The organism is Ruegeria sp. CDSC042 (genome assembly GCF_059610745.1).
This window is the reverse complement of the sequence record NZ_JBXWOF010000014.1, coordinates 46,943-70,897: the sequence shown is the minus strand read 5'-3', so window position 1 is coordinate 70,897 and position 23,955 is coordinate 46,943. Positions and strand designations below refer to the sequence as shown.

Sequence of the window (23,955 nt, the reverse complement as noted above, 5' to 3'; positions counted from 1 at the left end):
CTCCCGCCTCTTTGGACTGCGTCTCTGACGAGACCCCTTCCAAAGCGTTGGGCCGGACCGCGCGGCTGCCGGCGAGGGCGTAGGCGTAGGGCTATGACCAGGTGGCGCTCGACGTGCCCAGTTTGCTTGCGGGCAGGTCCCACGACATCTGGGCCGGACCAACCGAGAGCGCGGGCTTCAACCTGTGGCCAGGTCCCCATCCAGAGGTTTCGGTTTTGGTCGTGAAATCCGCAGGAACCGAAGCGCCAATTTCTGTCTTGGTGTCGAACTTGCCTAGAATGGTCAGCAGGTCAGCCGTGCGTGCCAGCGACAATCGGGCCTGCATGATCGGCGCACCCATCGCGGCTTCGGACAATGCTGACAGGACGGCGGCAGCCATCAGATATCCAGTCGCGTGGTCCAGCGCCTGCACCGGCAGGGGTGTCGGCTTGTCTGCACCGGCCCATACCCGACCTGCATCGGCAATCCCGCTGCTCATCTGTACGAGGCTGTCAAATCCGCGCCGCGAAGACCAAGGGCCTTGCCAGCCATAGGCATTCAGCGTGACTTCTACTCTGTTCGGGGCAATCTCGTCCCGTTTGGCTTGGGTGAGGCCCAGCGCGTCCAATGCGCCAGGGCGGTAGCCATGAATGAAAACATCCGCCTGAGCCAGCAACGCGTGAAGTGTCTTGGCACCTTCCGGCGATTTCAGGTCAAGATAGGCGCAGCGCTTGCCCAGGGAAATGTCCGGGATCACACCGGGTTCATCCCAACCCGGAGGATCAATGCGCAGGACCTCTGCCCCGAACCCCGCCAGAGTTCTAGTTGAAACCGGACCGGCCAGAACGCGGGTCAGATCAAGCACGCGCAGACCTGCCAGCGGGCGCTTGGCCGTTGCCTTTGGCCGGTCGCGAAGCTTAATCTGTCGGGGTTTGTGCCATCCGATCAGCGGGTCCCGTGAAACCGCGCGCCCCTGTGGATGATCCTGCCATTCCCCACGGCTGCGCATGGCGGCTGCCACACCACCCTCAGCCACGACAGCGTTTTCAAGATTGGCCGCCGACAAAGTTGCAACAGCCTTTGTAACCGCGTCCCGATCTCCTTTGACCTTCAGGACTTTCAGGGCGGCCGCACGGTGCTGAGGCAGGTTCGTGTGCAGCCTGATCCAACCATCATTGGCAAGGTAATCACCGGCGATACTGTCCCAGAGGTTGGGCATTTCCCAGCCATCGGGTTTGAAAGAATATCCGTACCAGAGAGACGCCAACCGGTGATCGACCAAAATCTCGGGCGGGCTTTGGGTCAGGTTCAGCGCGCCCATCAAGCGTGCCAGTTCCTGACCAACAGCCGCAAAGCTGGCGGTCGCCAGTTCGGAGACTGCATACACGCTGGGTCGCGCTCCGGTGCCGGTTGTCCGATACCCTTCGGGTGATGGCAGTACGGATAACAGCGTCATTGCTGATACGGATCCAGGCTGTCACGAAGCCCGTCACCCAGAAAGTTGAATGCCAGCACGATGACAATGATCGGCAGCATCGGGATGGCCGTCCAGGGGTAGATCTCGATCGAGGCAAGGTTCTGCGCATCGTTCAGCATCACACCCCAGCTGACGGCCGGGGCGCGCAGCCCAAGCCCAAGGAAGCTGAGCGCCGTTTCGCCCAGGATCATTGCCGGGATCGACAGGGTTGCCGATGCGATCAGGTGCGACATGAAGTTGGGTAGCAGGTGTTTGCGGATCACCCGGCCCGAGCTTGCTCCCATCATTTCGGCTGCACGTACGTATTCTTCTTCGCGCAGCGAAAGGAATTTGGCACGAACAGATCGCGCAAGGCCAGGCCAGTCGAGAATCCCCAGGATAATCGAGATGATGAAGAATACCGCGACCGGGCTCCAATTCGAGGGGACCGCCGCTGATAGCGCGAGCCAAAGGGGCAATTCAGGTAGTGAGCGCAGAATTTCGATTATACGGTTAATCACCCAGTCGATTCTGCCGCCAAAATATCCCGCAATCGAGCCGAACAGGATACCAAGAAAGAAGGACACTGAAATCCCGATCAGACCCACCGTCAATGACAGCTGGGCGCCAAAGAGGATACGGCTGAATACATCACGGCCCAGACGATCCGACCCCCATAGGAACAAAGTCGCGTCTTCAGGCGCGCAGAACAGATGCGTGTCCGACTTGATCAGACCCGCCAGCTTGTACTCGGCCCCTTCGCAGAAAAACTTGATTGGCCGCGGGGTGTCGGTGTCGGCGACAAACTTCCACTGGAAGGTCTCCAGATCCGCCTCGGCCACCATCGAATAGACATAGGGGCCGATGAATTCGCCCTCATGGAACCAGTTGATGCTTTGCGGCGGGGCATAGAGGTGCTCGTCATTACGTTCATTCGGGCCATAGGGCGCGATGAAACCCGCAAAGGGCAGCATGAGATAGCACAGCAACAGGAAGACGCCGGAAATCAGGCCCAGCTTGTGGGTTCGGAATTTGCGCCAGACCAGAATCCAGTTCGGAGCATCCAAATCGGCGCGCTCAAGTTGTTGCAGGGCGGCATCGGGATCGAATGGGGCGTCGTCGACATAGCGACCATCAGGATGTTGGGTCATGCTTCACGCCCCTCATATCGGATGCGAGGGTCCAGCATGACCAGCAGAATGTCAGAGATCATCGTACCGATCAGTGTCAGCAAAGCCACAAACATTAGGATGAAGGCGGACAGGAACTGGTCCTGGGTTTTCAGCGCGGTCAGCAATGTCGGGCCGATTGTCTGAAGGCCCAGAACAACCGATACCAGAACCGAACCGGAGACCATCGAAGGCAGCAGGTTTCCGATATCCGCGACAAAGGGGTTGAAGGCCACACGCAGCGGATATTTGGTCAGCATCCGCGACGGGGCCATGCCTTTGGCAATGGCGGTTTCCACATAGGGCTTGCCCAATTCATCCAGCATATTCGCCCGCAGCCGCTGCATCATGGCCGAGGCGCCAGATGTGCCGATCACAAAGGTCGGTACGATCAAATGGACGAGGATGGATTTCAGCTTTTCCCAACTCATCGGCAGCCCTTCAAAGGACGGGTCCATCAGGCCTCCGATTGGTAGGTTGAAATAGCGGTGCCCATAGTAGAACAGGATCAGTGCCAGTAGAAAGTTCGGCGTTGCCAGGCCCAAATAGCCCACAAAGGCCGAGGTATAGTCGATCCAGGTCCGCGACTTCGCGGCTGCAAGGACACCCAGTGGCAAGGCCACCGCATATACGAACAGGATGGCGGCCAGATTGACCACGACGGTCAGCCACAGCGTGTCGCCCACGATTTCTGCGACCGGGCGGTCAAATTCAAAGGACCAGCCGTAGTTGCCTTGCACCAGCCCATCGAACCCATGCGGGCCGGGCCAGAAACCGATCCAGATCAGATATTGTTCCCACATGGGGCGATCCAGCGCATATTCCGCGCGCAGGAATTCTGCCTTGGCCACACCCGCCGATTGTCCGGACGCCTGCAGTTCCGCGATCTGATTGCTGAGATAGTCGCCCGGGGGCAGGTTGATAATCACGAATACCAGAACCGACACCACAAGAAGGGTCAGCAGCATCGTGAAAAAGCGATAGACTGCATAGCGCAGCATGACCATGTGGCTGCTCCTGATCAGTCGGCGAAAAAGAATTCGTCCGGCCGGTGAATGCCGAAATGTGCGCCGGGTTCCCAGGCCCACATGGCCTGCTCGGGGACGTTGCGCAGGCGGTTCGATACGACGATAGGCTGAGGCGCACCGTTCAGAATGCCAATGGCATAAAGTTGGTCAGCGTGGATTTTCAGCATCTCATCCCATGCGGCCTTGCGTTCCTCATCAGTCGAGGCGACCTCCCAGTTATGGGCCAGTTCCATCAGGCGCTCGGCCTCAGGCATATCGGGTTTCTCGCCAACATCGCCTCCAGTCTGATAGTACTGCCCCCATTTTGGCCAGGCCAAAAACACCTGATCGGTAGGGGCAAGATAAGCTGGTGAGGTGTGGTGTTGCGGGATGCCGTCATCCCAGCCGAACCAGACGGACGCCATTGTGCTGCCGGCAAACACTCGGTTGCGCAGAATGTCCCTGTCCAATGGGCGCATAATAAGATCGACGCCAATGTCGCGCCATGTGTCCGTGACGATTTGCAAGGCGTTTTCGACCTCTTGCCGCTCACCTGCGGTTTCGATGACCAGCTCCATCGGGCGGCCATCGGGCAACAGTCGCGTGCCGTCTTTGTCGCGCTCGGTCAGGCCGGCCTCGTCAAGCAGCGCATTCGCCAATTCGATGTCGTACTGTGCCCATGCCTTTGCGTTTTCTTCGTTGAAGAAGGGCGAAGCGGGCAAGACCGACATCGCGGCGGGATGGGCCAGTTTGAAATACAGCGCCTGATTTATCGTTTTGCGGTCGATTGCCAGAGACAGCGCGCGACGAACACGCGCGTCACGCAAAACGGCACGCCATGCTTCGTCTTCGTAGTTCAGATTGGGGTAAATCGCGATCTGTGAGGCAACCCCGGTTTTCCACAGCAAGGTTTTGTAGTCTCCACCAGCCTCGCCCTTTTTCAAGATCGAAGCGTCGCGGAACGCCAGTCCGCGCCCTTGTAGATCGGATTCGCCAGCATTGGTTTTTGCAGCAACCAGACCCCCGGCCACGATCTCCATCTCGACCACGTCGATATAGGGAAGCTGCACCCCATGGCTGTCGATGCGATGAAAATAGGGATTGCGAACAAAGTTGTGACGGATCTTTTTGCCCGAACTTGCATTCAACCAGGGCTGCAAAGTTGGCAACTCGTGGTTGTCAAACTTGTAAAGGTTGTCGAGTTTGTTGTGTAAAGCTGCCCAGCTTTTGACGCGGGCATCTTCAACCTGAAAGGCAAGCTTTTCTGCGTCAGCGTATTTCTCGTGGTACTGTTTCAGGAACTCGGAAGGGCGGTAGATGAAAGGCGGGCGCGCTTGTGCCAGAGCCTGCAGGAAGCCGGGGTTGGGATCTTCCCATTCAAACACAACGGTCGTTTCATCGGGGAAGGTCACGGTCGGAGTCTTGCCTTCGACGATCAGAAAATCCGGTGGTCCCGACGGGCTGAGCAGTTCATTATTTGCCACATCCTCCCACCAGTATCGGAAGTCCTCGGAAGTGAACGGAGAGCCATTCGACCATTTGTGACCTTCACGCAGGTTGAGGGTGTATTTGCGGTTGTCGTCGTTCTGGAAGGATTCAAGCAGGTCTGGAACGACCTGATAGGTCTGGTCGAACCCAACAAGGCGGGCATATCCGTAAACCACCATCTGCCGGATGTCTTTGGACCGAGTAATCATTGTGCGCAAAGTGCCGCCCTGTTTGCCGAATTCCCTGCCTTTTGCAGCAAGATCCACAATCAGGGGTTCGGCGGGAATTCGGTCCTGTATGGGCGGAAGGTTCCCCGCATTCACTTCGGTTTCCCAGAAAGTACTTTCTTGCAACTCGGGCATGTCTGCCGTGGCGGGCAGGGCCCATGTTGCGGCCAGCGCAACGGCCAGTAACAGCGGGCGAGTGGTCTTAAACATGGCATCGTACCTTATGGCCGGGCTCCATCTCTACCAATGAAGGTACCACGGAGTCGGTAAATCGGAAGGCGTCATCCCAACTGTCAGGTGAACCAGCACCCAAAGCAACCAAATTCAGGTCGATGGGGCGGTTGATGTCGGGCTCTGGTTGCGCAGCAATCAGTGCCTTGGTGTAAGGGTGACGAGGGTTGTAAAACAGTGTCTCGGGCGGGGCCTGTTCCACGACAAGCCCACGACGCATCACAGCAACTTCGTCGGCAATGCGTGCAACAACCGCAAGGTCGTGCGAGATGAAGAAATACGACAAATTCAGGCTGTCCTGCAAATGTTCCAGCAACGTCAGGATTTGTTCCTGAACCGATACGTCCAGAGCCGAAGTGGGTTCGTCACAGACAATAAGCTGAGGGTCGAGCATCATTGCGCGGGCAATCGACAGGCGCTGTCTTTGGCCGCCGGAAAAAGCATGGGGATAGCGTTTCAGCATATCGGCGTTCAGGCCAACACGTGTCAGCATCTCGGCCGCTTTTTCGCGCTGCTCGGCGGTCGATCCGATACGATGAATCTCCAACGGTTCGGTCATCGCATCCTGAATGCGCATGCGAGGACTGAGCGAGCTGTAGGGATCCTGAAACACCATCTGCGCCTTGCGCTGAAACGCGGTGCGCTGGGTCCGCGTCATCTTGTGAACGGTGATCGCTTCTTCATCGGGGGAGGTTCGAAACAGAACCTCTCCGCCCGGATCAGGCGGCTCAGCCCCTAGTGCGATGCGGGCGGCCGTAGTTTTGCCCGAGCCGCTTTCGCCGACGATCGCCAGCGTCTTGCCCCGCGCGAGGTTCAGATCGACTCCGCGGCAGGCATGGATCAGGCGTTCGCCCTGCCAGCCCTTGCTGGATCGCATCGTATAGGTTTTCGACACGGCCTTCATCTGAAGGATCAGATCTTCGTCGGGCATCGGGATGCCAACCGCATCCTGATCCGGAATCTCGGGCGCGGCGTTGAACAACTGTTGGGTATAGGGGTGAGCAGGGCTGGTCAGGATCGGTGCCGCAGCTCCAGCCTCCATCACGCGGCCTTTGTGCATGACCACGACCTGTTCGGCCATATTGGCGACGACCCCCAAATCATGGGTCACAAGGATCAGTGCCATTCCCGTTTCACGCTGAAGCTCTTTGATCAGCCCCAGCACCTGGGCCTGTGTCGTAACGTCCAATGCTGTCGTCGGCTCGTCCGCGATCAGTAATTCCGGTTTGGAAACCATGGCCATAGCGATCATGGCGCGTTGGCGCATCCCGCCGGACAGCTCGAACGGGTAAGAATCATAGGCGCGCTGAGGGTCTGGAAAACCCACGCGTTCGAACTGTTCCAGAACCGTTTTGCGGGCCTGTGCCTCGGAGGCATTGCGATGCAGCCAAAGAACTTCGCTGACCTGATTGCCAATTTTGTGCAGGGGAGAGAGCGAGCGCATCGGCTCTTGAAAGATCATCGAGATCCGATTGCCACGAATGCCGCGCATCTGACGTTCGCTGATCTGGGTCAGTTCCTCCATGCCTTTAGAATCATTCAGAGTAATCGTACCGCTTCGAATTTGGGCTGCTCGGGGAAGAATGCGTAAAGCAGCCCGGCATGAGATCGTTTTCCCCGACCCTGATTCACCCACAAGCGCAAGTGTCTGTCCCGCTTCGACGTCGAAGTTGACGCCTTGAACCACAGACTCTCCGGCACCAAATCCGATGCTGAGGTCCCGGACAGACAACAACGCAGTCATGCGGGTATTCCACCCGTTAGGCCGTAGCTCGGCATAGGCTTGATCAACTCCCTGTGTTTTTTGTCGCAGTTTCGCGCGGTTGTGCCTGTATAGTCAAACCCGTTCTTAGGGTGAAATGTCGCGAAAACGTGAAACTGAGGCCGATTTGCCTACACAATGCCTTGAGGATTTGTCATCACATGCGATGTCGGTCACAGGTTATGTGTCGTCAAATATCAAGGAGAGATTTCCCAGTGCCCGATCCCCAAAGCCGTCTTGACCTGTTCATCGACCGTATGGTGTCGCAGCGTGCCTGCCTGGACCATGCCATTGCACAGACAAGCACCATGTCCGGTCCGGTGTTCGAGCTGGGATTAGGGAATGGTCGTACTTATCATCACATGGTTCAGTACATTCAAAACCGTCCGGTCTATGTGTTCGAGCGCGCCGTGGCCTCCCATCCGGACTCTACCCCGCCCGAGGATCTGGTGATTCTGGGGGATGTGCGTGAGACTCTGCCTGCGGCGCTGGAACGGTTTGGGGCGACGGCCAGTTTGATCCATGCGGATCTTGGCGGCCATAACAGGGACAAGAACGATGCTTTCGCGCGGTTGGTTTCCCCCCTGATAGAACCGTTGTTGGCAGAAGGTGGGCTGATGGTGTCCAGCGACCGGATGTATTTCGAAAACCTGACCGAAATCCCGCTGCCTGAACATGCGGTGGACGGACGTTGCTTTATCTACCGCCGCTAAGCGCGAGAAGGATACCAAATGCTTTTCTATGATTGCACGACCGCTCCAAACCCGCGCCGCGCGCGCATGTTCATCGCAGAAAAAGGGCTGGAGATTGAAACGCGCAATATCTCGATAGCAAAGGCGGAACAGTTGGATGGCGCTTTCCTTGCGGTAAACCCCAATGCGACGATCCCTGTTCTGGTGACGGATGAGGGTGCAACGCTGACCGAAAACCTGGGCATTGCCGCCTATCTTGAGGCGCGCTTTCCCGAACCACCTTTGATGGGACGTACGCCAGATGAAAAGGGGCTGGTCCTGATGTGGAACAGCATTGTCGAGCAGCAGGGTGGAGTGCCTATTGCCGAGGCTCTGCGCAACACCCATCCAGCGTTCAAGGATCGGGCGATTCCAGGCCCTGCGAACTATGCCCAGATTCCCGAACTGGCTCAGCGCGGCACGGCTCGGGTGGGCCGGTTTTTCGATTTGCTTGAAACGCGGCTGAAGGATAGCGCGTTTGTTGCGGGGGCTGAGTTCACGCTGGCCGATATCTCGACCTTTGTGTTCGTTGACTTTGCCCGCGTGATCAAGATGCGGATTCCACAGGAAAATACCGCGACGCTGTCTTGGTTCGACAAGATCGCATCGCGTCCAAGCGCACAGCTTTAATGCGTTGAAATTGAGCTGTCTGAACTTGCTCACTTGCACTGTACAGAAATGTCTAGACAGATGTGAACAGTATCACTAGCGTCTCCCTCGAGTCATGCAGGGGAGAGCATAATGAAATCTCAGTATCGCGTTGTGGTCATCGGTGGCGGCGTTGTGGGCGCCTCGGTTCTGTATCACTTGGCCAAATTCGGCTGGTCAGATGTGGTCATGCTGGAACGGCGGCGATTGGCGTCGGGATCGTCCTGGCACGCGGCGGGCGGTATTCACGCGCTGAACGCGGATCCGAACATGGCATCGCTGCAGGCCTATACAATCGACCTTCTCAGCGAGATCGAAAAGGAATCCGGGCAGAATATCGGCCTGCACATGACTGGTGGTCTGACTTTGGCTGGAACGCCCGAGCGGTGGGAGTGGCTGCAGGCCAACTATCGTATCTTCCAGTCCATCGGCATCGATGATTGCGAGTTGCTGACCCCACAAGAGGCGCAAAAGCGCTGCCCAATCATGTCGACCGACGGCGTGTTGGGCGCGATGTGGGCCGATCGAGAGGGCTATATCGACACGACCGGTACGGTTCAGGCCTATGCAACCGCCGCCAAGAAACGCGGTGCCGAGTATTACGAGGAGACCAAGGTCGAGGAATTGATCCAAACCGATGATGGTTGGCAGGTCGTGACGGACAGGGGCACAATAACTTGCGAGCACGTGGTCAATGCCGCGGGGCTTTGGGCCAAGCAGGTCGGGCGCATGGCGGGGGTTGAGCTGCCAGTGTCGCCGCTGAAACATCACTATCTGATCACGGATACAGTGCCCGAAGTGGCGGCGGCGGATTTTGAGATGCCAATGACCGTGGACCTCGAGGGGTTCACCTATATGCGGCAAGACCAAAAGGGCGTTCTGGTCGGTATCTATGAGGTCGACCATGAACATTGGGCCATGGACGGCGCTCCGTGGAATTATGGCGAGGAACTGTTTCAGGAGCAGCTTGACCGGATTGAGAATGAACTGACGCTGGGCTTTGAACGCTATCCGTCGATCCAGAATGTCGGTATCAAAACCTGGGTCAACGGGGCGTTTACATTCTCGCCTGATGGTAACCCGCTGGTCGGGCCGGTTCCAGGCAAACGCGGGTATTGGACCGCCTGCGCTGTCATGGCCGGGTTCCTGCAGGGCGGCGGCGTTGGCAAAACGCTGGCTGAGTGGATGATCCATGGCGAGCCCGAGGCCGATGCATGGCCGATGGACATTGCCCGCTATGGCGATTTTGCCCAGAACAAACGCTATATTCGTGAAACCACCGGGCAATTCTATTCCCGCCGTTTCGTGATGACTTATCCGAACGAACAGCTGCCTGCCGGTCGTCCGCTGAAGATGGCGCCAGCTCATGACGCGATGACTGGAGCGGGATGCAAATGGGGTGTCAGCTGGGACCTTGAGGTGCCGCTGTACTTCGCGCCGAAAGGGTTCGAAGAAACGCCGACCCTCAAGCGATCAAACGCGCATGACATCGTGGCCAAGGAATGCAAGGTGATCCGCGAGGGCGTCGGCCTGATGGACATCTCTGGCTTTTCCCGGTTCGAGGTCACCGGGCCAAATGCCGAGCTGTGGCTGGATCGCGTGATGGCTTCGAAACTGCCCGCGCCGGGACGGGCCAAGTTGGCACCAATGCTGGGTGAGAATGGGCGGCTAAAAGGGGATCTGACCGTTCTGAATTGGGGCGATGGCACCTGGTGGATCATGGGCAGCTATTACCTGCGCGCCTGGCATATGCGCTGGTTCGACGATCATATGATCGACGGAGTCGAGGTTCGCGATCTGGGCGAGGAGTATTGCGGGTTCGGTCTGGTCGGGCCAAAATCGCAGGAGGTAATCGAAAAACTGGCCGAGCAAGACATCTCCGGCCTGAGATTCATGGGCTGTAGTGATTTTGATATCGGTCTTGTCAGGGCTCGCGTTGCGCGCATGTCAGTCACAGGTGAAAAAGGCTATGAGATCAACTGCCGCTATGGCGATCACATCAAGCTGCGTCGGATGTTGCTTGAGGCCGGGGCTGATGAGGGCATTCGTGAATGTGGGTTCAACGCGATGCTGTCCACGCGGCTTGAGAAAAGCTTTGGCATCTGGTCGGCTGAATTCACTCAGCTTTACACGCCGGGCATGACGGGTATGGATCGCTGGATCGATTGGGACAAGGATTTCGTCGGTAAAGAGGCCGCCTTGGCCGAACGCGATGGCAATGGTCCTGCGCAGGTTCAGGTGACGCTTGAGGTCGATGCTCTGGACGCAGATGCCAGCGGATACGAACCTGTCTGGTCAGGGGCAGAGCACGTGGGTTTTGTCACCTCGGGCGGCTATGGCCACTACACTGGCAAGTCCCTGGCGATGGCGCTGGTCAATCGTGACAAGGCCGCACCAGGCACTGAACTGTCTGTCCATGTGGTTGGGGTCGAACGACCTGCGCGGGTCATCGCGCCGTCGCCCTATGATCCACAGGGCAAAGCGATGCGGGGTTGAGCGTGTCGGCCAGCGATCAGGGACGCAGGCGCAGACGGCGCGGCGTGGATGCCGCGCCGCCGCCCGGTCGGGATATCAACTATCGCCAGCTGAAAAATCCTTTTCCACTGATGGAGGTCTTTCCCGCAGACCAGATCGCCGACATGCACGAAACCGCGCTGCGCATCTTGCAAGAGCTGGGTGTGAAAGTTCTGCTGCCCGAGGCGCGGAATATCTTTGCCAAAGCCGGCGCGCGCGTAGATGCCGATAGCGAGATGGTCTATATCGGTCGCGATATGGTCGAGGCTGCGGTGGCCTCGGCGCCGAAATCCATTGCCTGCCGGGCCGGTGCTCGGCAGAGGGATTTCACATTGGAACTGGGTAGCCTTGTGTTTCAACCGGGGGCAGGGGCCCCCAATGCCACCGATCTGGTGCGCGGGCGTCGCCCGGCGACGGGGCAGGATTATCTGGAGTTCCTGAAACTCACCCATCATTTCGACGTCTTTCAAATGATCTCGCCGCAGGTCGAACCGCAGGATGTCCCAACCCCTCTGCGGCACTATTTCACCACGCAGGCGCAGATGGAGCTGACAGACAAGTTCCCATTCTTCTTCTCGCGCGGGACACCGCAGGTGATGGATTGCTTTGAGATGCTGACGACCGCGCGGGGCCTGTCGGATGACGAATTTAGGACCCACCCGCACAGCTATACGATCATCAACACGAACAGCCCGCGCACGCTGGACATTCCGATGGCGCAGGGGCTGATCGACTTTGCTCGGCACGGGCAGATGTCAATCATCACGCCCTTCACGCTGATGGGGGCGATGGCACCGATCACGGTGGCGGGGGCCATCACCCTGTCCCATGCCGAGGCGTTGGCCGCACTGACCCTGACGCAATTGGCACGTCCCGGTGCGCCTGTGTGCTATGGCACTTTCACCAGCAATGTGGATATGAAATCCGGTGCTCCGGCCTTTGGAACGCCCTCGCATTTTCAGGCCTCACTGGCGGCCGGGCAGTTGGCGCGGCATCTGGGCCTGCCGTGGCGCTCGGCTGCGGGGTCGGCTTCAAACATCAATGATGTGCAGGCGGCAAATGAAAACCAGTTTGGCCTGTGGGGGTGCCTGATGGCCGGGGCGACGGTGATCATTCACTCGGCGGGATGGCTAGAGGGCGGATTGACCGTGTCCTTTGAAAAACTGGTCTGCGACGCCGAAGTGCTGAACATGGTGGCCGAGCTCTGCACCGGGGCGCAGGCTGGCGAGGCTGAAATTGGGTTCGACACCGCGCTAAGCGAGGTCGAGCCCAGCGGACATTTCTTTGCATCCAGCCAGACGATGGACCGCTATAATACCGAATTCTATGAGCCGCATGTCCATGATTATGCCAATTTCGGCACCTGGGCCGAGCGTGGATCGTTGGACGCAAACAGTCGTGCGACCGGTGTATGGAAGGAGATTTTGGCCAATTTTCAGCCACCTGAGCAAAACAGCGACCAGATTGGCGCGCTGAAGGACTTTATTGCCAAACGTACCGAAGAGGGCGGCGCGCCGCCGGAGAGTTAAATGAATACGAAACCCATCCTGCACCGGGACGACCCGGAAGCTGAACCGCTGATCGGAAATGTCAAGGTCACGCGCGACGACTGGCTGAACGTGGCGTTGGATGTGCTAATCTCGGACGGGGTCGATCAGATCAAGGTGATGAATCTGGCGGAACGGATGGCCGTGTCTCGGTCGTCCTTCTATTGGTACTTCAAATCGCGCCAGGAACTGCTGGATGCTCTTCTGGCACGGTGGCAGGCCACCAATACCGCGGCATTGGTCGCGCAGGCCGAAGCTCCGGCAAAGACGATAACCGGTGCGGTGTGCAATGTGCATCGCTGTGTCGTCAATACCGACCTGTTTGACACCGCGCTGGATTTCGCGGTGCGCGACTGGGCGCGCAAATCGGGCAAGGTGCGGCGCGCGCTGGACCAGTCTGACGCCCGACGGTTGCTAGCGCTGCACGCCATGTTTGCCCGCTTTGGCTATTCCGAGGTCGAGGCGGAAACCCGTGGGCGCGTGCTGTATTACATGCAGATAGGATACGATCTGGCGCAGCTGAATGAACCGATGTCCACACGGATATCAATGGTGCCGCATTATCTATATGTCTTCACCGGGGTCGAGCCGAGGCCAGAGGAAGTAGAAGAATTCAGCGCCTATTCGCGCCATCACTGGAAAGGAGAGCCATCATGAGTCAACCAGATGCAATCATCATCGGAACCGGTGTGATCGGGGCGGCCATCGCATTTGAAATGGCCAAGGTCGGGTGGAAAACCGTATCTCTTGACCGAAACGCTCAGGTTGGCCATGGCTCAACCGCCGGATCCTGCGCGATCATTCGGATGCATTATTCCACCTTTGACGGCACGGCATTCGCCTGGGAAGGCTATCATTATTGGCGCGACTGGGCCGAGTATCTTGGCCTGCCGCAAGGCGCCGATCTGGCCCAATTCCGCGAAACCGGCTGTCTGGTCATGAAGACCGAGGCGAACGGGCTGCTGGAAAAACACATGAAGAACAGCTCCGCGCTGAATTGCCCGTTCGAGGAATGGTCCCCCGAACAGGTCACCGACCGGCTGCCGGTCTATTCGCAGGACAGTTTTGCCCCCGCTCGTCGCATGGATGACCCCGAGTTTGGGCAGCCCAACGGACGCAAGATGCAAGGCGGCGTTTACTGGCCTCAGGCCGGGTATGTCACCGATCCGGCCCTATCCGCACAGAACCTGATGGATGCCGCCAAACAGCACGGGGCCGAAGTGCGGACCGGGGCCGAAGTGGTCGAGATTTTGACTGATGACGGGCGAGTTTCTGGTGTCAGGTTGGCATCGGGAGAAGACATTCATGCGAAAGTTGTGGTTAACGTAGCCGGGCCGGGTTCGGCCATCATCAACGGGATGGCAGATGTTCTGGATGACATGACCATTCAGACCCGCCCCTTGCGCCAAGAGGTCGTTCACGTCCCTGCGCCCGAGGGGTTTGACTTTGAAAATGACGGGACAATCGTGTCGGACAGCGATATCGCCTGCTATTGCCGGCCAGAGCATGGCAACCACATCCTGGTGGGCTCGGAAGACCCCGAATGCGACCCACATCAATGGTGCGAAGATGACGTAACCTATAATCGTGACTTTACCGACCAGTGGACGACGCAAGCGATGCGCTATGCCCAGAGAGTGCCCAGCCTTGGCATCCCTTCCAAGACCCGCGGTGTGGTCGACCTGTATGATGCGTCTACGGATTGGATTCCGATCTATGACAAATCCAGCCTTCCCGGTTTTTATATGGCCTGCGGATCCAGTGGAAATCAGTACAAGAACGCGCCGATTGCAGGCAAGATGATGACGGCGCTGATCGGGTATTGCGAAGACGGGGCGGATCATGACAGTGCGCCGCTACAATTTGAACTGCCCTATATTGGACGCACAATCGACGTCGGTTTCTATTCCCGCAAGCGCCCGATCAACAAAGAAAGCAGTTTTTCCGTTTTGGGCTAGCCGACACGTCCTGATGCACTAGCATTCACGGGATCGAGTTGAGCCCGGACGCATAATGACCAAATCGAAGAACAAGGTTCTGATCCTCGGCAGTGCCCCCACCGCGCTGCGTGCGCGGGACTGGGCGCGTACGCCGTTCACGCATATCGTCGCTATCAACAATGCCTGGCGGGTCCGCGCAGACTGGGATTTTCTGATCCACCCCGAGGATTTCCCGACCAAGAACATGCCCACATCTGTCAGTGACATTCAGCGTATAGTCACTGCAAATGAATACGTTCCGATACAGAACGATTTCGGTGGGTTTGTCTATGCCGGGGGTACGATGGCCTTTACCGCCGGATACTGGGCTTTGTCTGCATTACAGCCCTCGGTTCTGGCTTATTGCGGTTGCGATATGATCTATTCCGGACAGGGTCGGACACATTTCTACGGCAACGGAGCCGCAGATCCGTTGCGACCCGATGTGACCTTGCGACTGCTCGAGGCGAAGTCGGCGCGACTAGGGTTGTTTGCTGCAGCGCAGGGCTGTCGCACAGTGCGATTGTCCGAAGGGCCAAGCCGACTGGTTTACCCCTCGGTCGACAGCGAAGATTTGTCTTCGGTCGAGATGCCTTCTACATCGGGGATGGCTGAGATCATACGGTCGGAGTCGGATCTTGGATATTTCGTGGAGTCTGGCCGGTACTGGGAGGTTGAGACCGAGTTCGACCCGCAGAAGATTGATGCCTTGGACCAGCGGTGGCTATCGCTCTATCCATCGGCCTCTCAGCTCTGAATTGCTGTGGTATTTCTGGTTCAGGCCGCGAATGTCGCCCAGGCCCAGACCATTGCCACATAGGTCAGATTATGCATGCACTGATCCAGCCCGGCTGCCCGCCAAAAGGCTGCCTGAGTCGGCATAAGCTGTTTTTTGTCGGAATAGCTGGCTTTGGCAAAATCGATGTTGAAATGAACTATCCACTCGAGCGCGGCAATGATCAGGATAAACGGCAGCGGAGCGCCGAAAACCAAAAAGACCAATACCGAACCAACAACATGCACAGCAGCATGTTGCGCGCGTCCCCAGTGAAAATACTCACCCCGGCCTGACAGCATCTTGGGCGTCTGGAGGTAAAAATCTGCAAACATATGTTTGATCTGCAATAAGCAGAGCATCAATAACACAGTGCCTAATGTGGCAGGCAAAAGACTCCTCCCGATATCGTCCTAAAGCGAACAGTAGGGGCTAATGTGAGGTTGCGCAAATGAACTTGTTCACATTCGGCAAATATCTGTTCAATTCGGAAACTATTTGCGTCTGCAGGCTTGATTGCGGTAAATTCAGGCTGTTGAATTTACGAGAATTTCGTAAAGACCGGGTCAGTGATCCGCAGCAGGGGCAGGTTCCATAGAACGCACGATTTTCCGTTTTATCTGGAAATATTCAAAGCGCGACCAGCTAATTTTGCTGGCCGTAACCACGTCTTTGTTTCCGCTGCTTTACCTGACGCTGGAACTGCCCAAGCGCATCATCAATGACGCGATCGGGGCTGCGACCCCTGTTGTTGATGTGCTGGGCTACAGCCTGTCGCAAACGAATTTTCTGATCATATTATGCATTGGGTTTCTGCTCGCCGTTCTGGCGCATGGTTTGATGAAAATGCGCATCAACACCATGAAAGGCGTCCTGAGCGAACGGATGCTGCGCCGATTCCGGTATCAGATGATCAGCCGCGCCTTGAGATTTCCGCAACCCTATTTCGAACGGGTCAGCCAAGGCGAAATGGTGTCGATGATCACCGCTGAAAGCGAGCCGATGGGTGGGCTGATGGGCGATGCGATCAGCCAGCCGGTATTGCAGGCGGGACAGATGATCACGATCCTGTCCTTCCTGTTCCTACAGAGCTTTTGGTTCGGGCTTGCTGCCGTTTCTCTGATCCCGTTACAGGCCTGGTTGATCCCAAAGCTGCAGCGCCAGATCAATCTGTTGAACAAAAGCCGCATCCAGGAAGTGCGCGTGCTGGCTGCACAGATTGGTGAAAACGCAGCAGGTGCGTCAACGCTGCGGGCAAATGGTGGCTGGCGGTATCGCCGGGCAATGATCTCGGATCAGCTGGGCCGGTTGTTTGAAATCCGCTTCGATATCTACCAGAAAAAGTTCTTTATGAAGTTCATCAACAACTTCATTTCGCAGCTTACCCCATTCCTGTTCTATCTGGTTGGCGGCATTCTGGTCTTGCAGGGCTCGGTCTCGTTGGGGGCGTTGGTTGCGGCTTTGGCGGCTTACAAGGATCTCAGTTCGCCTTGGAAAGAGTTGCTCACATATTACAACCAGACACAGGATATGTCCTTGCGCTGGGATGTTGTGATCGAACGCTTTGCGCCCTCTGGAATGCAGGACGAAAGTCTGTTCGAAGGCGAGCCCGACAAACATCCCAGGCTGGACGGGGATATTGTTCTGAAACATGCATCTGTTCGTGACATGGACGGGAATCTGGTTCTGGACGACCTCGATCTGACATTCCCAGGCGGTAAAACCATCGGAATCGCTGCGCCCAGCGAAGAAGACCGGCGCGCGGTTTCGGAATTGCTGACCCGAGAGATCCTGCCCAGTTCCGGCAGGGTAACGGTCGGGCAGGAAGATTTGTCAAAGCTGCATCAGGGAGTCATTGCTGCGCGGATCGGTTTTGCCTCATCGCGACCGGTTATGTTCCAGGGAACATTGGGCGACAATGTGATGATGCCGATGCGTCTTCGTCCTCTGTCGACAGAATCAGACGACCCCGGCTTTGCTGAAACAAGACGAGCGGGCAACAGTACCGACCCGTTTAGAGTTGATTGGCTGGACCCGTCGCTGGCTGGTTTGAACACCGTGGAAGACCTGCGCGACTGGTGGTTACAACTGATCGACGGTCTTGGTTCGGGCGCTGCCCTGTTTCAGCGCGGTGCTGAACAGACATTCGAAGCCAACGAGCACCCCGAGTTGGTCAGAAAACTGGTTGAACTACGGCCCAAAGTTCAGGAGGCAGTGGTCAAGGCTGGGCTGCAACAGCAGGCTCTGGTCTTTGATCGCAACAAGTATAATGCGGCTTTGCCGGTTGCGGAAAACCTGCTTTTCGCGACACCCTGCGTTCCGGTCACTCAGGAAATACTGACCCGTCAGGGCGTGTTTTTGGGGCAGCTGCGCGAGCTGGGCTTGGACGAAACCCTGGTCAGCCTGACGCGCGATGTCATAGATATGTTGCGCCAGATCTTTGGGTTGGACGGCACGGACCACCCGTTGTTCCGCAAGCTTGGCTTGCAGGCAGAAGTCTACGAAGCCGCCGTCGAACTGGTAGAGCGCACCCGAAACGAAGGTGTCAGCGGTCTGGATGATGGGCAACTGGCCAACCTTTTGGCGGTTCCGTTTGTCATCTCGGCTGAACAGATTGGTCCCGCGTTTACGGATGAATTGAAAAACCGCATACTTGAATTGCGGCAAAGCCACTCCGAAAAACTGCTGCAACATCTGAATGATGTCTTCGTACCGCTGAAGGAAACCGAGTTTGCCCCCGGTCTGACCGTGATGGAGAACGCTTTGTTCGGTAAGGTCAGCCAGATCGGCGGCGCGCGATCAGATGAGGTCCGTAAGCTGATCGTTGATGTCCTTTCTGAAAACGGAGCCCGACCTTTGGTGGTCGAGCTGATTTACGATGTACCGGTCTCGCTGGGCGGGCAGAACCTGCCTGCGGTTTTCGCCGAACCTTTGGCCTTTACGCGGGCTACGATCAAGAAACCCGACATTCTGATCCTTGATAATGCCTTGGCAAGCTATGACATGGAAACTCAGATTGCGGTCTATAAGAACCTGCGCGCCCTATTGCCAAATGCGACGGTGATTTATCTGAACGATCAGTACGAAAACCCTGACGTATTCGACATGTTCATAGAAATAAGGCAAGGTCGTGTGGTTTCAGACGAAGGACCCGCCGACGTGGAAGAAGATAGCGCAGCATCAGCCGATTTGGCGCGCAAGCTTCGTGCGCTGGAACAGACGCCGCTGTTTTCCGGTCTTGACCGCAGACAGCTGCGCCTTCTGGCATTTGGTGCGCGCTGGTTCCAGGCCCAACCGGGAGAGGTGGTGTTCCTGAAAGACGACCAGCCCACCGATGGGGCCTATGTCGTTTTGGAAGGCGAGGCAGGCCTGTATTTGCCGCAATCAGAAGGTCCCGATCAACTGATCGCAACGGTTGGCTCCGGCGCATTGGTCGGAGAGTTGGGGTTGATCCGAAAGGAACCCCGCGCCCTGAGCATGATTGCGGAAACCGACCTGTCTTGTCTGCGTATCGGTGAGGAAGAATTCCTGGCCGTGGTCGAAAACGATGCCGCAACCGCTTTCAAGCTGATGCAGGTGATCGCCGGCTATGTTTCGAACTAGGGGTTGGCTTCAGGTTTGCAGAACAGGTCGTATAGCAACTGGATGACTTTCTCTGTATTTCCGTCCTGCAGGGAATAGTAGATGGTTTTGCCATCGCGCCGTGTCGACACCAGCTGTTCTTCTCGTAGGCGTGCCAACATCTGACTGACTGCGGCCTGCCGGATTTGCAGCAGTTTTTCCAGCTCACCAACCGATTTCTCGCCATCACCCAGATGGCACAAAATCATCAGGCGGCCTTCATGCGCCAGCGTCTTCAGGTACGCGGCGGCACGTGCTGCACTTTCCTGCATGCCGGGCGGAGTTTCGTCCGTATTCAGTGTTTCGTGGTCTTGAACTGTCACGCGCGTATAGGTTCCAAACTTGGCTTTGGCGCAATATGACTCAGAATTTCAGTACTTGTCACCCCTTTGCAGCAGGGGCACCGCCCTGAAAGGCGTTGCCGTTGGCATAGTCGCAAGGTTCTTCCTGCATCTGAAGGTGCAACCCATCGCCGGTATAGGGGTGTGAGCGGGCCAGATCTTCGTCCACTTCGATCCCCAACCCTGGCGCATTCGGTGCCACGACAAAGCCATTTTCAACGCGCAGTGAACCTTTGATCAAAGCGTCGTGATACGGCGTATCAATGGTTTCCAGCAACAGCAGATTTGGGATTGAGGCTGCCAGATGGATATTGGCGGCCCATTCAACTGGACCAGCATAGAGATGCGGAGCCATCTGGGCGTTGAATATCTCGGCCATGGCTGCGACTTTCTTCATCTCCCATATCCCACCTGCACGCCCAAGGGCGGGTTGCAGGATTTCTGCAGCACCTGCGCGCAAAACTGCACCGAATTCGGCTTTGGTGGTCATGCGTTCGCCGGTTGCCACGGGTATTCGCACGTTGCGAGCGACGCGGGCCATGTCTTCGATCATGTCAGGTGGGGTAGGTTCTTCGAACCAAAGCGGTGAATAGGGTTCCAGCGCCTGACCCAGCCGGATTGCGCCTGCGGTGTTGAACTGACCGTGGGTGCCAAACAACAGGTCGGCCCTGTCGCCGACCGCTTCACGGATCGCTTTGCAAAAGGCAACTGACATCGAGATGTCGGACATAGCAGGCATATGCCCGCCACGGATCGTGTAGGGACCAGCGGGATCAAATTTTACTGCCGTGAAGCCTCGGCTCACCATTTCAGCTGCACATTCCGCGGCCTGGTCGGGCGAAGTCCAAAAGTCGGCCAGGTCATGCCGGGGCAGGGGGTAAAGGTAGGTGTAGGCCCGGATGCGTTGATTAACCAGCCCACCCAAAAGCGCATAAACCGGACGGTCGCGATCTTTACCCAGAATGTCCCAACACGCGATTTCCAGCCCTGAAAACGCACCCATTACGGTCAGATCGGGGCGCTGGGTAAAGCCGCTGGAATAGACGCGGCGGAACATAAGCTCGATATTCTCGGGGTTCTCGCCGAGCATATGCCGTTCAAAGACATCCCGGATTACGTGACACATAGCTTCAGGTCCAATGGATGAGGCATAGCATTCGCCCCAACCGGTGACGCCTGTGTCGGTGGTAACCTTTACCAGTATCCAGTACCGGCCACCCCAACCCGGAGCAGGGGGGGCCGTGACAATGATATCGAGATCCTGCAGTTTCATAGGATATACTCCAGCCGGGGCTGCTTAGGCCCTGTCAAACATGATGACGTTTCGTTTGGCCGATCCGGTTTTGGTATCCGCAATCGCCTCGTTGATTTGCGACAAGGGCCAGCGGCCCGAGATCAGTTCATCCAGCCTCAGCCGCCCCTGTTCATAGAGGTCGATCATCCAGGGAATATCACGTTGGATCACCACATCCCCCATCTTTGACCCGATCAGCCCCTGACCAAGTGCGGCCAGGACAACAGGTTCATAGCTTGCCATGTCGCCGGAATGGGGCATCCCGATCATGATGGCCTTACCGCCTCGGCCAAGATAGCGAACGGCCTGGTCATAGGCCGGGATTGCACCGACTGTGATCAGCACGGCATCGGCCCCTCGACCGCCAAGTGCGCGGTAAGCTGCCTTCCATGGTGCGTCCAAAGTGGCCAGAACGCCGTGGGTTGCACCAAATTCCTTTGCAATGGCCAGTTTGTCCTCGGTCATGTCGACCGCAACGATACGCCGGGCACCCGCAATCCGTGCGCCTTGTATGGCGTTCAGGCCAACGCCTCCGGCCCCGATCACGACGACATCCTGACCCGGGCGCAGACCGGCGGCATTCACGGCAGCGCCCACACCGGTGATCACCCCGCAAGACAGCAGGCTGGCCACATCCTTTGGCAGGGCCTCGGGAATTTTCACGATCTGCCGGTGGCTGACCACGACTTTTTCGGCAAAAGCCCCGCACGCCATTGCTTGCTCCAGCGGGCCCCCGTCAGCGGTGCGCAACGGACCTTTTACAGTGTCGTGGGGTGTTTCACATAAGGTTGGCTTGCCACCCGCGCAGGAGGGGCAGGAACCGCATGCACGGATCAGCGTCACCACGACGGAATCGCCAACCTCGAACCCTTCGGTCATGCCGCCCGTTGCGGTGATCACACCCGCGGCCTCATGGCCATATACAGCGGGCAGGAATCCACCCCAGGCGCCGCTGGCGAAAGAAATGTCGGAATGGCAGATCGCAACCGCATCTAGGGTGACCTCGACTTCGCCGGCGGCGGGCGGGGCGATCAGCACGTCTTCTATGACCAGGGGTTTGTCGAATGCCCGACATACGGCCGCCTTGATGGATTGCATGATGTCCTCGTATTCGGTTTTAATCACGGTGGCGCGGTTCGGAATGACCTGCAAGGCCGAAACCGTCATCGTCATGTCGTTGTTATGCAGAAATGGGGCGAGATCTGTAAAAGAGGATAAGGCCGACAATCATAAGGCACATGGCCAGAAGAAACGGCGCGCCGGGAAAATAGATGGCGGTGCCGGGCTTTGCGAACCAGGCAAATACGCTGCTCATGACCAAAGGGGAAATCACCATGGAAAGCGCGTGCAGTGAAGTTAGCACGCCCTGAAGCTCTCCTTGTTGCGAATCTGGTGTTGCGCGCGAGGCCAGAGCCTGGATTGCCGGGGTTGCGACTGCGCCGATAGCCGTGATCGGGATCAGCATCAGCGCGATTATTCCATTGGTCAGAAAAGCCAGAAGCAAAAAGCTGACAATCTCGAACACCATCCCGAGAAGGATTGTTACGCGTTCGCCGAGATAACGTGTGGCGGGGCGTATCAATCCGCCCTGAACCGCGGCCATTCCAATTCCGTAAAGACCCAGCGACACACCAATCATCTGGGGTGACCATCCAAAACGCTCGGCGGTGAAATAGGCCCAAATGGCCGGATAGACATAGATTGAGACAGAATAGAGGAAATAGACCCACAACATCGGACGGATCCCCGGCAGCGCCGCGATGGCACGCAGTGAATTCAAGGGGTTAGCGCGGCGCAGGCTGAACGGGCGCCGGTTTTTATCGCTCACCGTTTCAGGCATCACTATCAAACCGACGCCGAATGTTATCGCCGAAAGCGCTGCGGCAGCCCAGAAGGGCGCACGGGTTCCATATTCGCTGAGCAATCCGCCGATGACCGGACCCAGGACAAAGCCAACCCCGAATGCCGCCCCTAACAGACCGAAATTCGCAGCTTTTTCGTGGGGTTTCGACACATCCGCCATGAACGCCGCGGCGGTGGAATGAGTTGCGGCTGTGATCCCGCCGACGATCCGACCGGCAAGTAATAGCCAGATACTGCCAGCAAGCGCCATGACCACATAGTCCAACGACATAACAAACAGAGATACCAACAATACCCCCCTGCGCCCGAAAGCGTCAGACAGGTTGCCCAGGATCGGTCCAAAGATAAATTGCATCGCTGCAAAAGCGGTGCTTAGGACGCCGCCCCAGATCGCCGCGCTGGCCAGTGTACCACCCTGAACATCAATAATGAGCTCGGGCATAATGGGCAGCACAAGGCCAATCCCCATTGCATCAATCATGACAGTGGCAAGAACAAACAGGAAAGGTAAGCGCATGGGAACCGACAAAGAAAGTTTCGGGCACCCTATCGGGGGTCAGGTTCAGAGGAAAGCCGCAAGATTTCGCAGATCAGTCAAGAGTATCAAAGCCCTGCGCGATGTCGTCCAATAGATCAGCCAGTTCTTCAGGGTGCGAAAAGAATGGCGAATGAGAGCTTTGGATGGAATGGCGCATTCCCTCGGGCATGCTGAGGCTCATGATGTGCTGGTATTCAGGCGGGATGGTATGGTCGTCGAGTGTTCGGATATATGCTTTGGGCATATCCTGAAAATGTGTTGTCAGGGTAAGCCGTGCCTCCTGAGGTGCAATGGCCTGCGGGCAAAGCCGAGCCAGCGCATAAAGCAGGACCTCTTCCGGGCAGTCGTGGTAAAACAAGGCCTTCACGCTATCGGGTTTGACCGTATAGGACAGCCCGTCAGTCGATTTTTCGACGGCATCAACTATTGTTTGCCGCGGTGATTTCCGGCGCATCTCGACCATCGACAATCCGTTCTCGGGGACGTAGGCGGACAGGAAAACAAGTCCGCGCATCGCATCCGGTCTCAATTCGGCGGCGGCACTAATGGGGTATCCCCCCCAAGAATGGCCGACGATGATCGTATCCGATCTGCTCGCAGCCAGAACGGTGTTCCGGCAACTGTCCAGGGTCACCTGGTCGATCGACGTCGGGTCAGATCCGTGGCTGGGCATATCAATTGCGCGGACCGAATGGCCGCGTGTTTCAAGTGCTGGGATCAAATCTCTCCAACACCAGGCACCATGGCATGAGCCATGGACCAACAGAAAATCCGCCAAAGCAATG

The 23,955-nt window shown here is 57.2% G+C and carries 19 protein-coding genes; 8 read left to right on the top strand and 11 right to left on the bottom strand.

What is annotated here, in order from left to right; translation table 11 throughout:
* Positions 1-91 precede the first annotated feature (91 nt).
* The 5 genes from AC2FHX_RS20290 to AC2FHX_RS20270 are packed head-to-tail and all read right to left on the bottom strand — an operon-like array spanning position 92 to position 7,301.
* Positions 92-1,435, bottom strand: a complete 1,344-nt coding sequence (locus AC2FHX_RS20290) for a CoA transferase (RefSeq protein WP_496703526.1) — start codon at positions 1,433-1,435, stop codon at positions 92-94.
* Positions 1,432-2,586, bottom strand: coding sequence for an ABC transporter permease (locus AC2FHX_RS20285; RefSeq protein ID WP_142639373.1), 1,155 nt, complete (start codon positions 2,584-2,586; stop codon positions 1,432-1,434). Before AC2FHX_RS20285 ends, AC2FHX_RS20290 begins: the two co-directional genes overlap by 4 nt.
* Positions 2,583-3,611: an ABC transporter permease gene (locus AC2FHX_RS20280; RefSeq protein WP_271951540.1), complete on the bottom strand. Its 1,029-nt coding sequence runs from the start codon at positions 3,609-3,611 to the stop codon at positions 2,583-2,585. Before AC2FHX_RS20280 ends, AC2FHX_RS20285 begins: the two co-directional genes overlap by 4 nt.
* Positions 3,612-3,625: 14 nt before the next feature.
* On the bottom strand, positions 3,626-5,536 hold the full coding sequence (locus tag AC2FHX_RS20275) for an ABC transporter substrate-binding protein (protein ID WP_281973447.1): 1,911 nt from the start codon (positions 5,534-5,536) through the stop codon (positions 3,626-3,628).
* Positions 5,529-7,301 carry an ABC transporter ATP-binding protein gene (locus AC2FHX_RS20270; protein ID WP_496690375.1) on the bottom strand — a complete coding sequence of 591 codons (1,773 nt, stop codon included), beginning with the start codon at positions 7,299-7,301 and terminating at the stop codon, positions 5,529-5,531. The genes AC2FHX_RS20275 and AC2FHX_RS20270 overlap by 8 nt, the downstream gene beginning before the upstream one ends.
* 200 nt (positions 7,302-7,501) lie before the next feature.
* On the opposite strand from AC2FHX_RS20270, the gene AC2FHX_RS20265 reads away from it, so the two are divergent.
* The 7 genes from AC2FHX_RS20265 (at position 7,502) to AC2FHX_RS20235 (ending at position 15,495) form a co-directional block, all read left to right on the top strand.
* Positions 7,502-8,032: a class I SAM-dependent methyltransferase gene (locus AC2FHX_RS20265; protein WP_142639381.1), complete on the top strand. Its 531-nt coding sequence runs from the start codon at positions 7,502-7,504 to the stop codon at positions 8,030-8,032.
* Between the two features lie 18 nt (positions 8,033-8,050).
* Complete coding sequence (locus tag AC2FHX_RS20260; protein WP_142639383.1) at positions 8,051-8,680, top strand: glutathione S-transferase; 630 nt, start codon at positions 8,051-8,053, stop codon at positions 8,678-8,680.
* Between the two features lie 111 nt (positions 8,681-8,791).
* On the top strand, positions 8,792-11,194 hold the full coding sequence (locus AC2FHX_RS20255) for a GcvT family protein (protein WP_496703529.1): 2,403 nt from the start codon (positions 8,792-8,794) through the stop codon (positions 11,192-11,194).
* A 2-nt stretch (positions 11,195-11,196) separates the two neighbouring features.
* Complete coding sequence (locus tag AC2FHX_RS20250; RefSeq protein ID WP_142639387.1) at positions 11,197-12,741, top strand: trimethylamine methyltransferase family protein; 1,545 nt, start codon at positions 11,197-11,199, stop codon at positions 12,739-12,741.
* A complete protein-coding gene (locus tag AC2FHX_RS20245; RefSeq protein ID WP_142639389.1) occupies positions 12,742-13,416 on the top strand; it encodes a TetR/AcrR family transcriptional regulator in 675 nt (224 codons plus the stop codon). It abuts the gene before it with no gap.
* On the top strand, positions 13,413-14,717 hold the full coding sequence (locus AC2FHX_RS20240) for an NAD(P)/FAD-dependent oxidoreductase (protein ID WP_496703531.1): 1,305 nt from the start codon (positions 13,413-13,415) through the stop codon (positions 14,715-14,717). The genes AC2FHX_RS20245 and AC2FHX_RS20240 overlap by 4 nt, the downstream gene beginning before the upstream one ends.
* Positions 14,718-14,772: 55 nt before the next feature.
* Positions 14,773-15,495, top strand: coding sequence for a hypothetical protein (locus AC2FHX_RS20235; RefSeq protein ID WP_496703533.1), 723 nt, complete (start codon positions 14,773-14,775; stop codon positions 15,493-15,495).
* Positions 15,496-15,515: 20 nt separating this feature from the next.
* Here AC2FHX_RS20235 and AC2FHX_RS20230 read toward each other — a convergent pair whose 3' ends face one another.
* On the bottom strand, positions 15,516-15,875 hold the full coding sequence (locus AC2FHX_RS20230) for a DUF3307 domain-containing protein (protein WP_496692932.1): 360 nt from the start codon (positions 15,873-15,875) through the stop codon (positions 15,516-15,518).
* Between the two features lie 244 nt (positions 15,876-16,119).
* Here AC2FHX_RS20230 and AC2FHX_RS20225 point away from each other — a divergent pair, with 244 nt between their 5' ends.
* Positions 16,120-19,116, top strand: coding sequence for an ABC transporter transmembrane domain-containing protein (locus tag AC2FHX_RS20225; RefSeq protein WP_496703574.1), 2,997 nt, complete (start codon positions 16,120-16,122; stop codon positions 19,114-19,116).
* Here the strand turns inward: AC2FHX_RS20225 and AC2FHX_RS20220 are convergent.
* From AC2FHX_RS20220 to AC2FHX_RS20200, 5 genes are all read right to left on the bottom strand, one after another.
* Entirely contained in the window at positions 19,113-19,406 is a 294-nt protein-coding gene (locus AC2FHX_RS20220) for an ArsR/SmtB family transcription factor (RefSeq protein ID WP_496692965.1), read from the bottom strand. The genes AC2FHX_RS20225 and AC2FHX_RS20220 overlap by 4 nt on opposite strands.
* 109 nt (positions 19,407-19,515) lie before the next feature.
* On the bottom strand, positions 19,516-20,748 hold the full coding sequence (locus AC2FHX_RS20215) for a mandelate racemase/muconate lactonizing enzyme family protein (protein WP_496703535.1): 1,233 nt from the start codon (positions 20,746-20,748) through the stop codon (positions 19,516-19,518).
* Positions 20,749-20,772: 24 nt separating this feature from the next.
* Entirely contained in the window at positions 20,773-21,867 is a 1,095-nt protein-coding gene (locus AC2FHX_RS20210; RefSeq protein ID WP_496703576.1) for a zinc-binding dehydrogenase, read from the bottom strand.
* A gap of 82 nt (positions 21,868-21,949) precedes the next feature.
* Positions 21,950-23,149: a TCR/Tet family MFS transporter gene (locus tag AC2FHX_RS20205; protein ID WP_496703537.1), complete on the bottom strand. Its 1,200-nt coding sequence runs from the start codon at positions 23,147-23,149 to the stop codon at positions 21,950-21,952.
* Positions 23,150-23,222: 73 nt separating this feature from the next.
* Positions 23,223-23,948 carry an alpha/beta fold hydrolase gene (locus AC2FHX_RS20200; protein ID WP_496703538.1) on the bottom strand — a complete coding sequence of 242 codons (726 nt, stop codon included), beginning with the start codon at positions 23,946-23,948 and terminating at the stop codon, positions 23,223-23,225.
* Positions 23,949-23,955 lie beyond the last annotated feature (7 nt).

Bases quoted from the DNA above. Each gene is read 5' to 3' on its own strand.
- AC2FHX_RS20240 (WP_496703531.1), top strand. From the start codon at position 13,413: ATGAGTCAACCAGATGCAATCATCATCGGAACCGGTGTGATCGGGGCG.
- AC2FHX_RS20285 (WP_142639373.1), bottom strand. From the start codon at position 2,586: ATGACCCAACATCCTGATGGTCGCTATGTCGACGACGCCCCATTCGAT.
- AC2FHX_RS20265 (WP_142639381.1), top strand. From the start codon at position 7,502: ATGTGTCGTCAAATATCAAGGAGAGATTTCCCAGTGCCCGATCCCCAA.
- AC2FHX_RS20260 (WP_142639383.1), top strand. From the start codon at position 8,051: ATGCTTTTCTATGATTGCACGACCGCTCCAAACCCGCGCCGCGCGCGC.
- AC2FHX_RS20245 (WP_142639389.1), top strand. From the start codon at position 12,742: ATGAATACGAAACCCATCCTGCACCGGGACGACCCGGAAGCTGAACCG.
- AC2FHX_RS20205 (WP_496703537.1), bottom strand. From the start codon at position 23,149: ATGCGCTTACCTTTCCTGTTTGTTCTTGCCACTGTCATGATTGATGCA.
- AC2FHX_RS20215 (WP_496703535.1), bottom strand. From the start codon at position 20,748: ATGAAACTGCAGGATCTCGATATCATTGTCACGGCCCCCCCTGCTCCG.
- AC2FHX_RS20220 (WP_496692965.1), bottom strand. From the start codon at position 19,406: ATGCAGGAAAGTGCAGCACGTGCCGCCGCGTACCTGAAGACGCTGGCG.
- AC2FHX_RS20230 (WP_496692932.1), bottom strand. From the start codon at position 15,875: ATGCTCTGCTTATTGCAGATCAAACATATGTTTGCAGATTTTTACCTC.
- AC2FHX_RS20210 (WP_496703576.1), bottom strand. From the start codon at position 21,867: ATGCAATCCATCAAGGCGGCCGTATGTCGGGCATTCGACAAACCCCTG.
- AC2FHX_RS20270 (WP_496690375.1), bottom strand. From the start codon at position 7,301: ATGACTGCGTTGTTGTCTGTCCGGGACCTCAGCATCGGATTTGGTGCC.
- AC2FHX_RS20290 (WP_496703526.1), bottom strand. From the start codon at position 1,435: ATGACGCTGTTATCCGTACTGCCATCACCCGAAGGGTATCGGACAACC.
- AC2FHX_RS20280 (WP_271951540.1), bottom strand. From the start codon at position 3,611: ATGGTCATGCTGCGCTATGCAGTCTATCGCTTTTTCACGATGCTGCTG.
- AC2FHX_RS20275 (WP_281973447.1), bottom strand. From the start codon at position 5,536: ATGTTTAAGACCACTCGCCCGCTGTTACTGGCCGTTGCGCTGGCCGCA.
- AC2FHX_RS20235 (WP_496703533.1), top strand. From the start codon at position 14,773: ATGACCAAATCGAAGAACAAGGTTCTGATCCTCGGCAGTGCCCCCACC.
- AC2FHX_RS20255 (WP_496703529.1), top strand. From the start codon at position 8,792: ATGAAATCTCAGTATCGCGTTGTGGTCATCGGTGGCGGCGTTGTGGGC.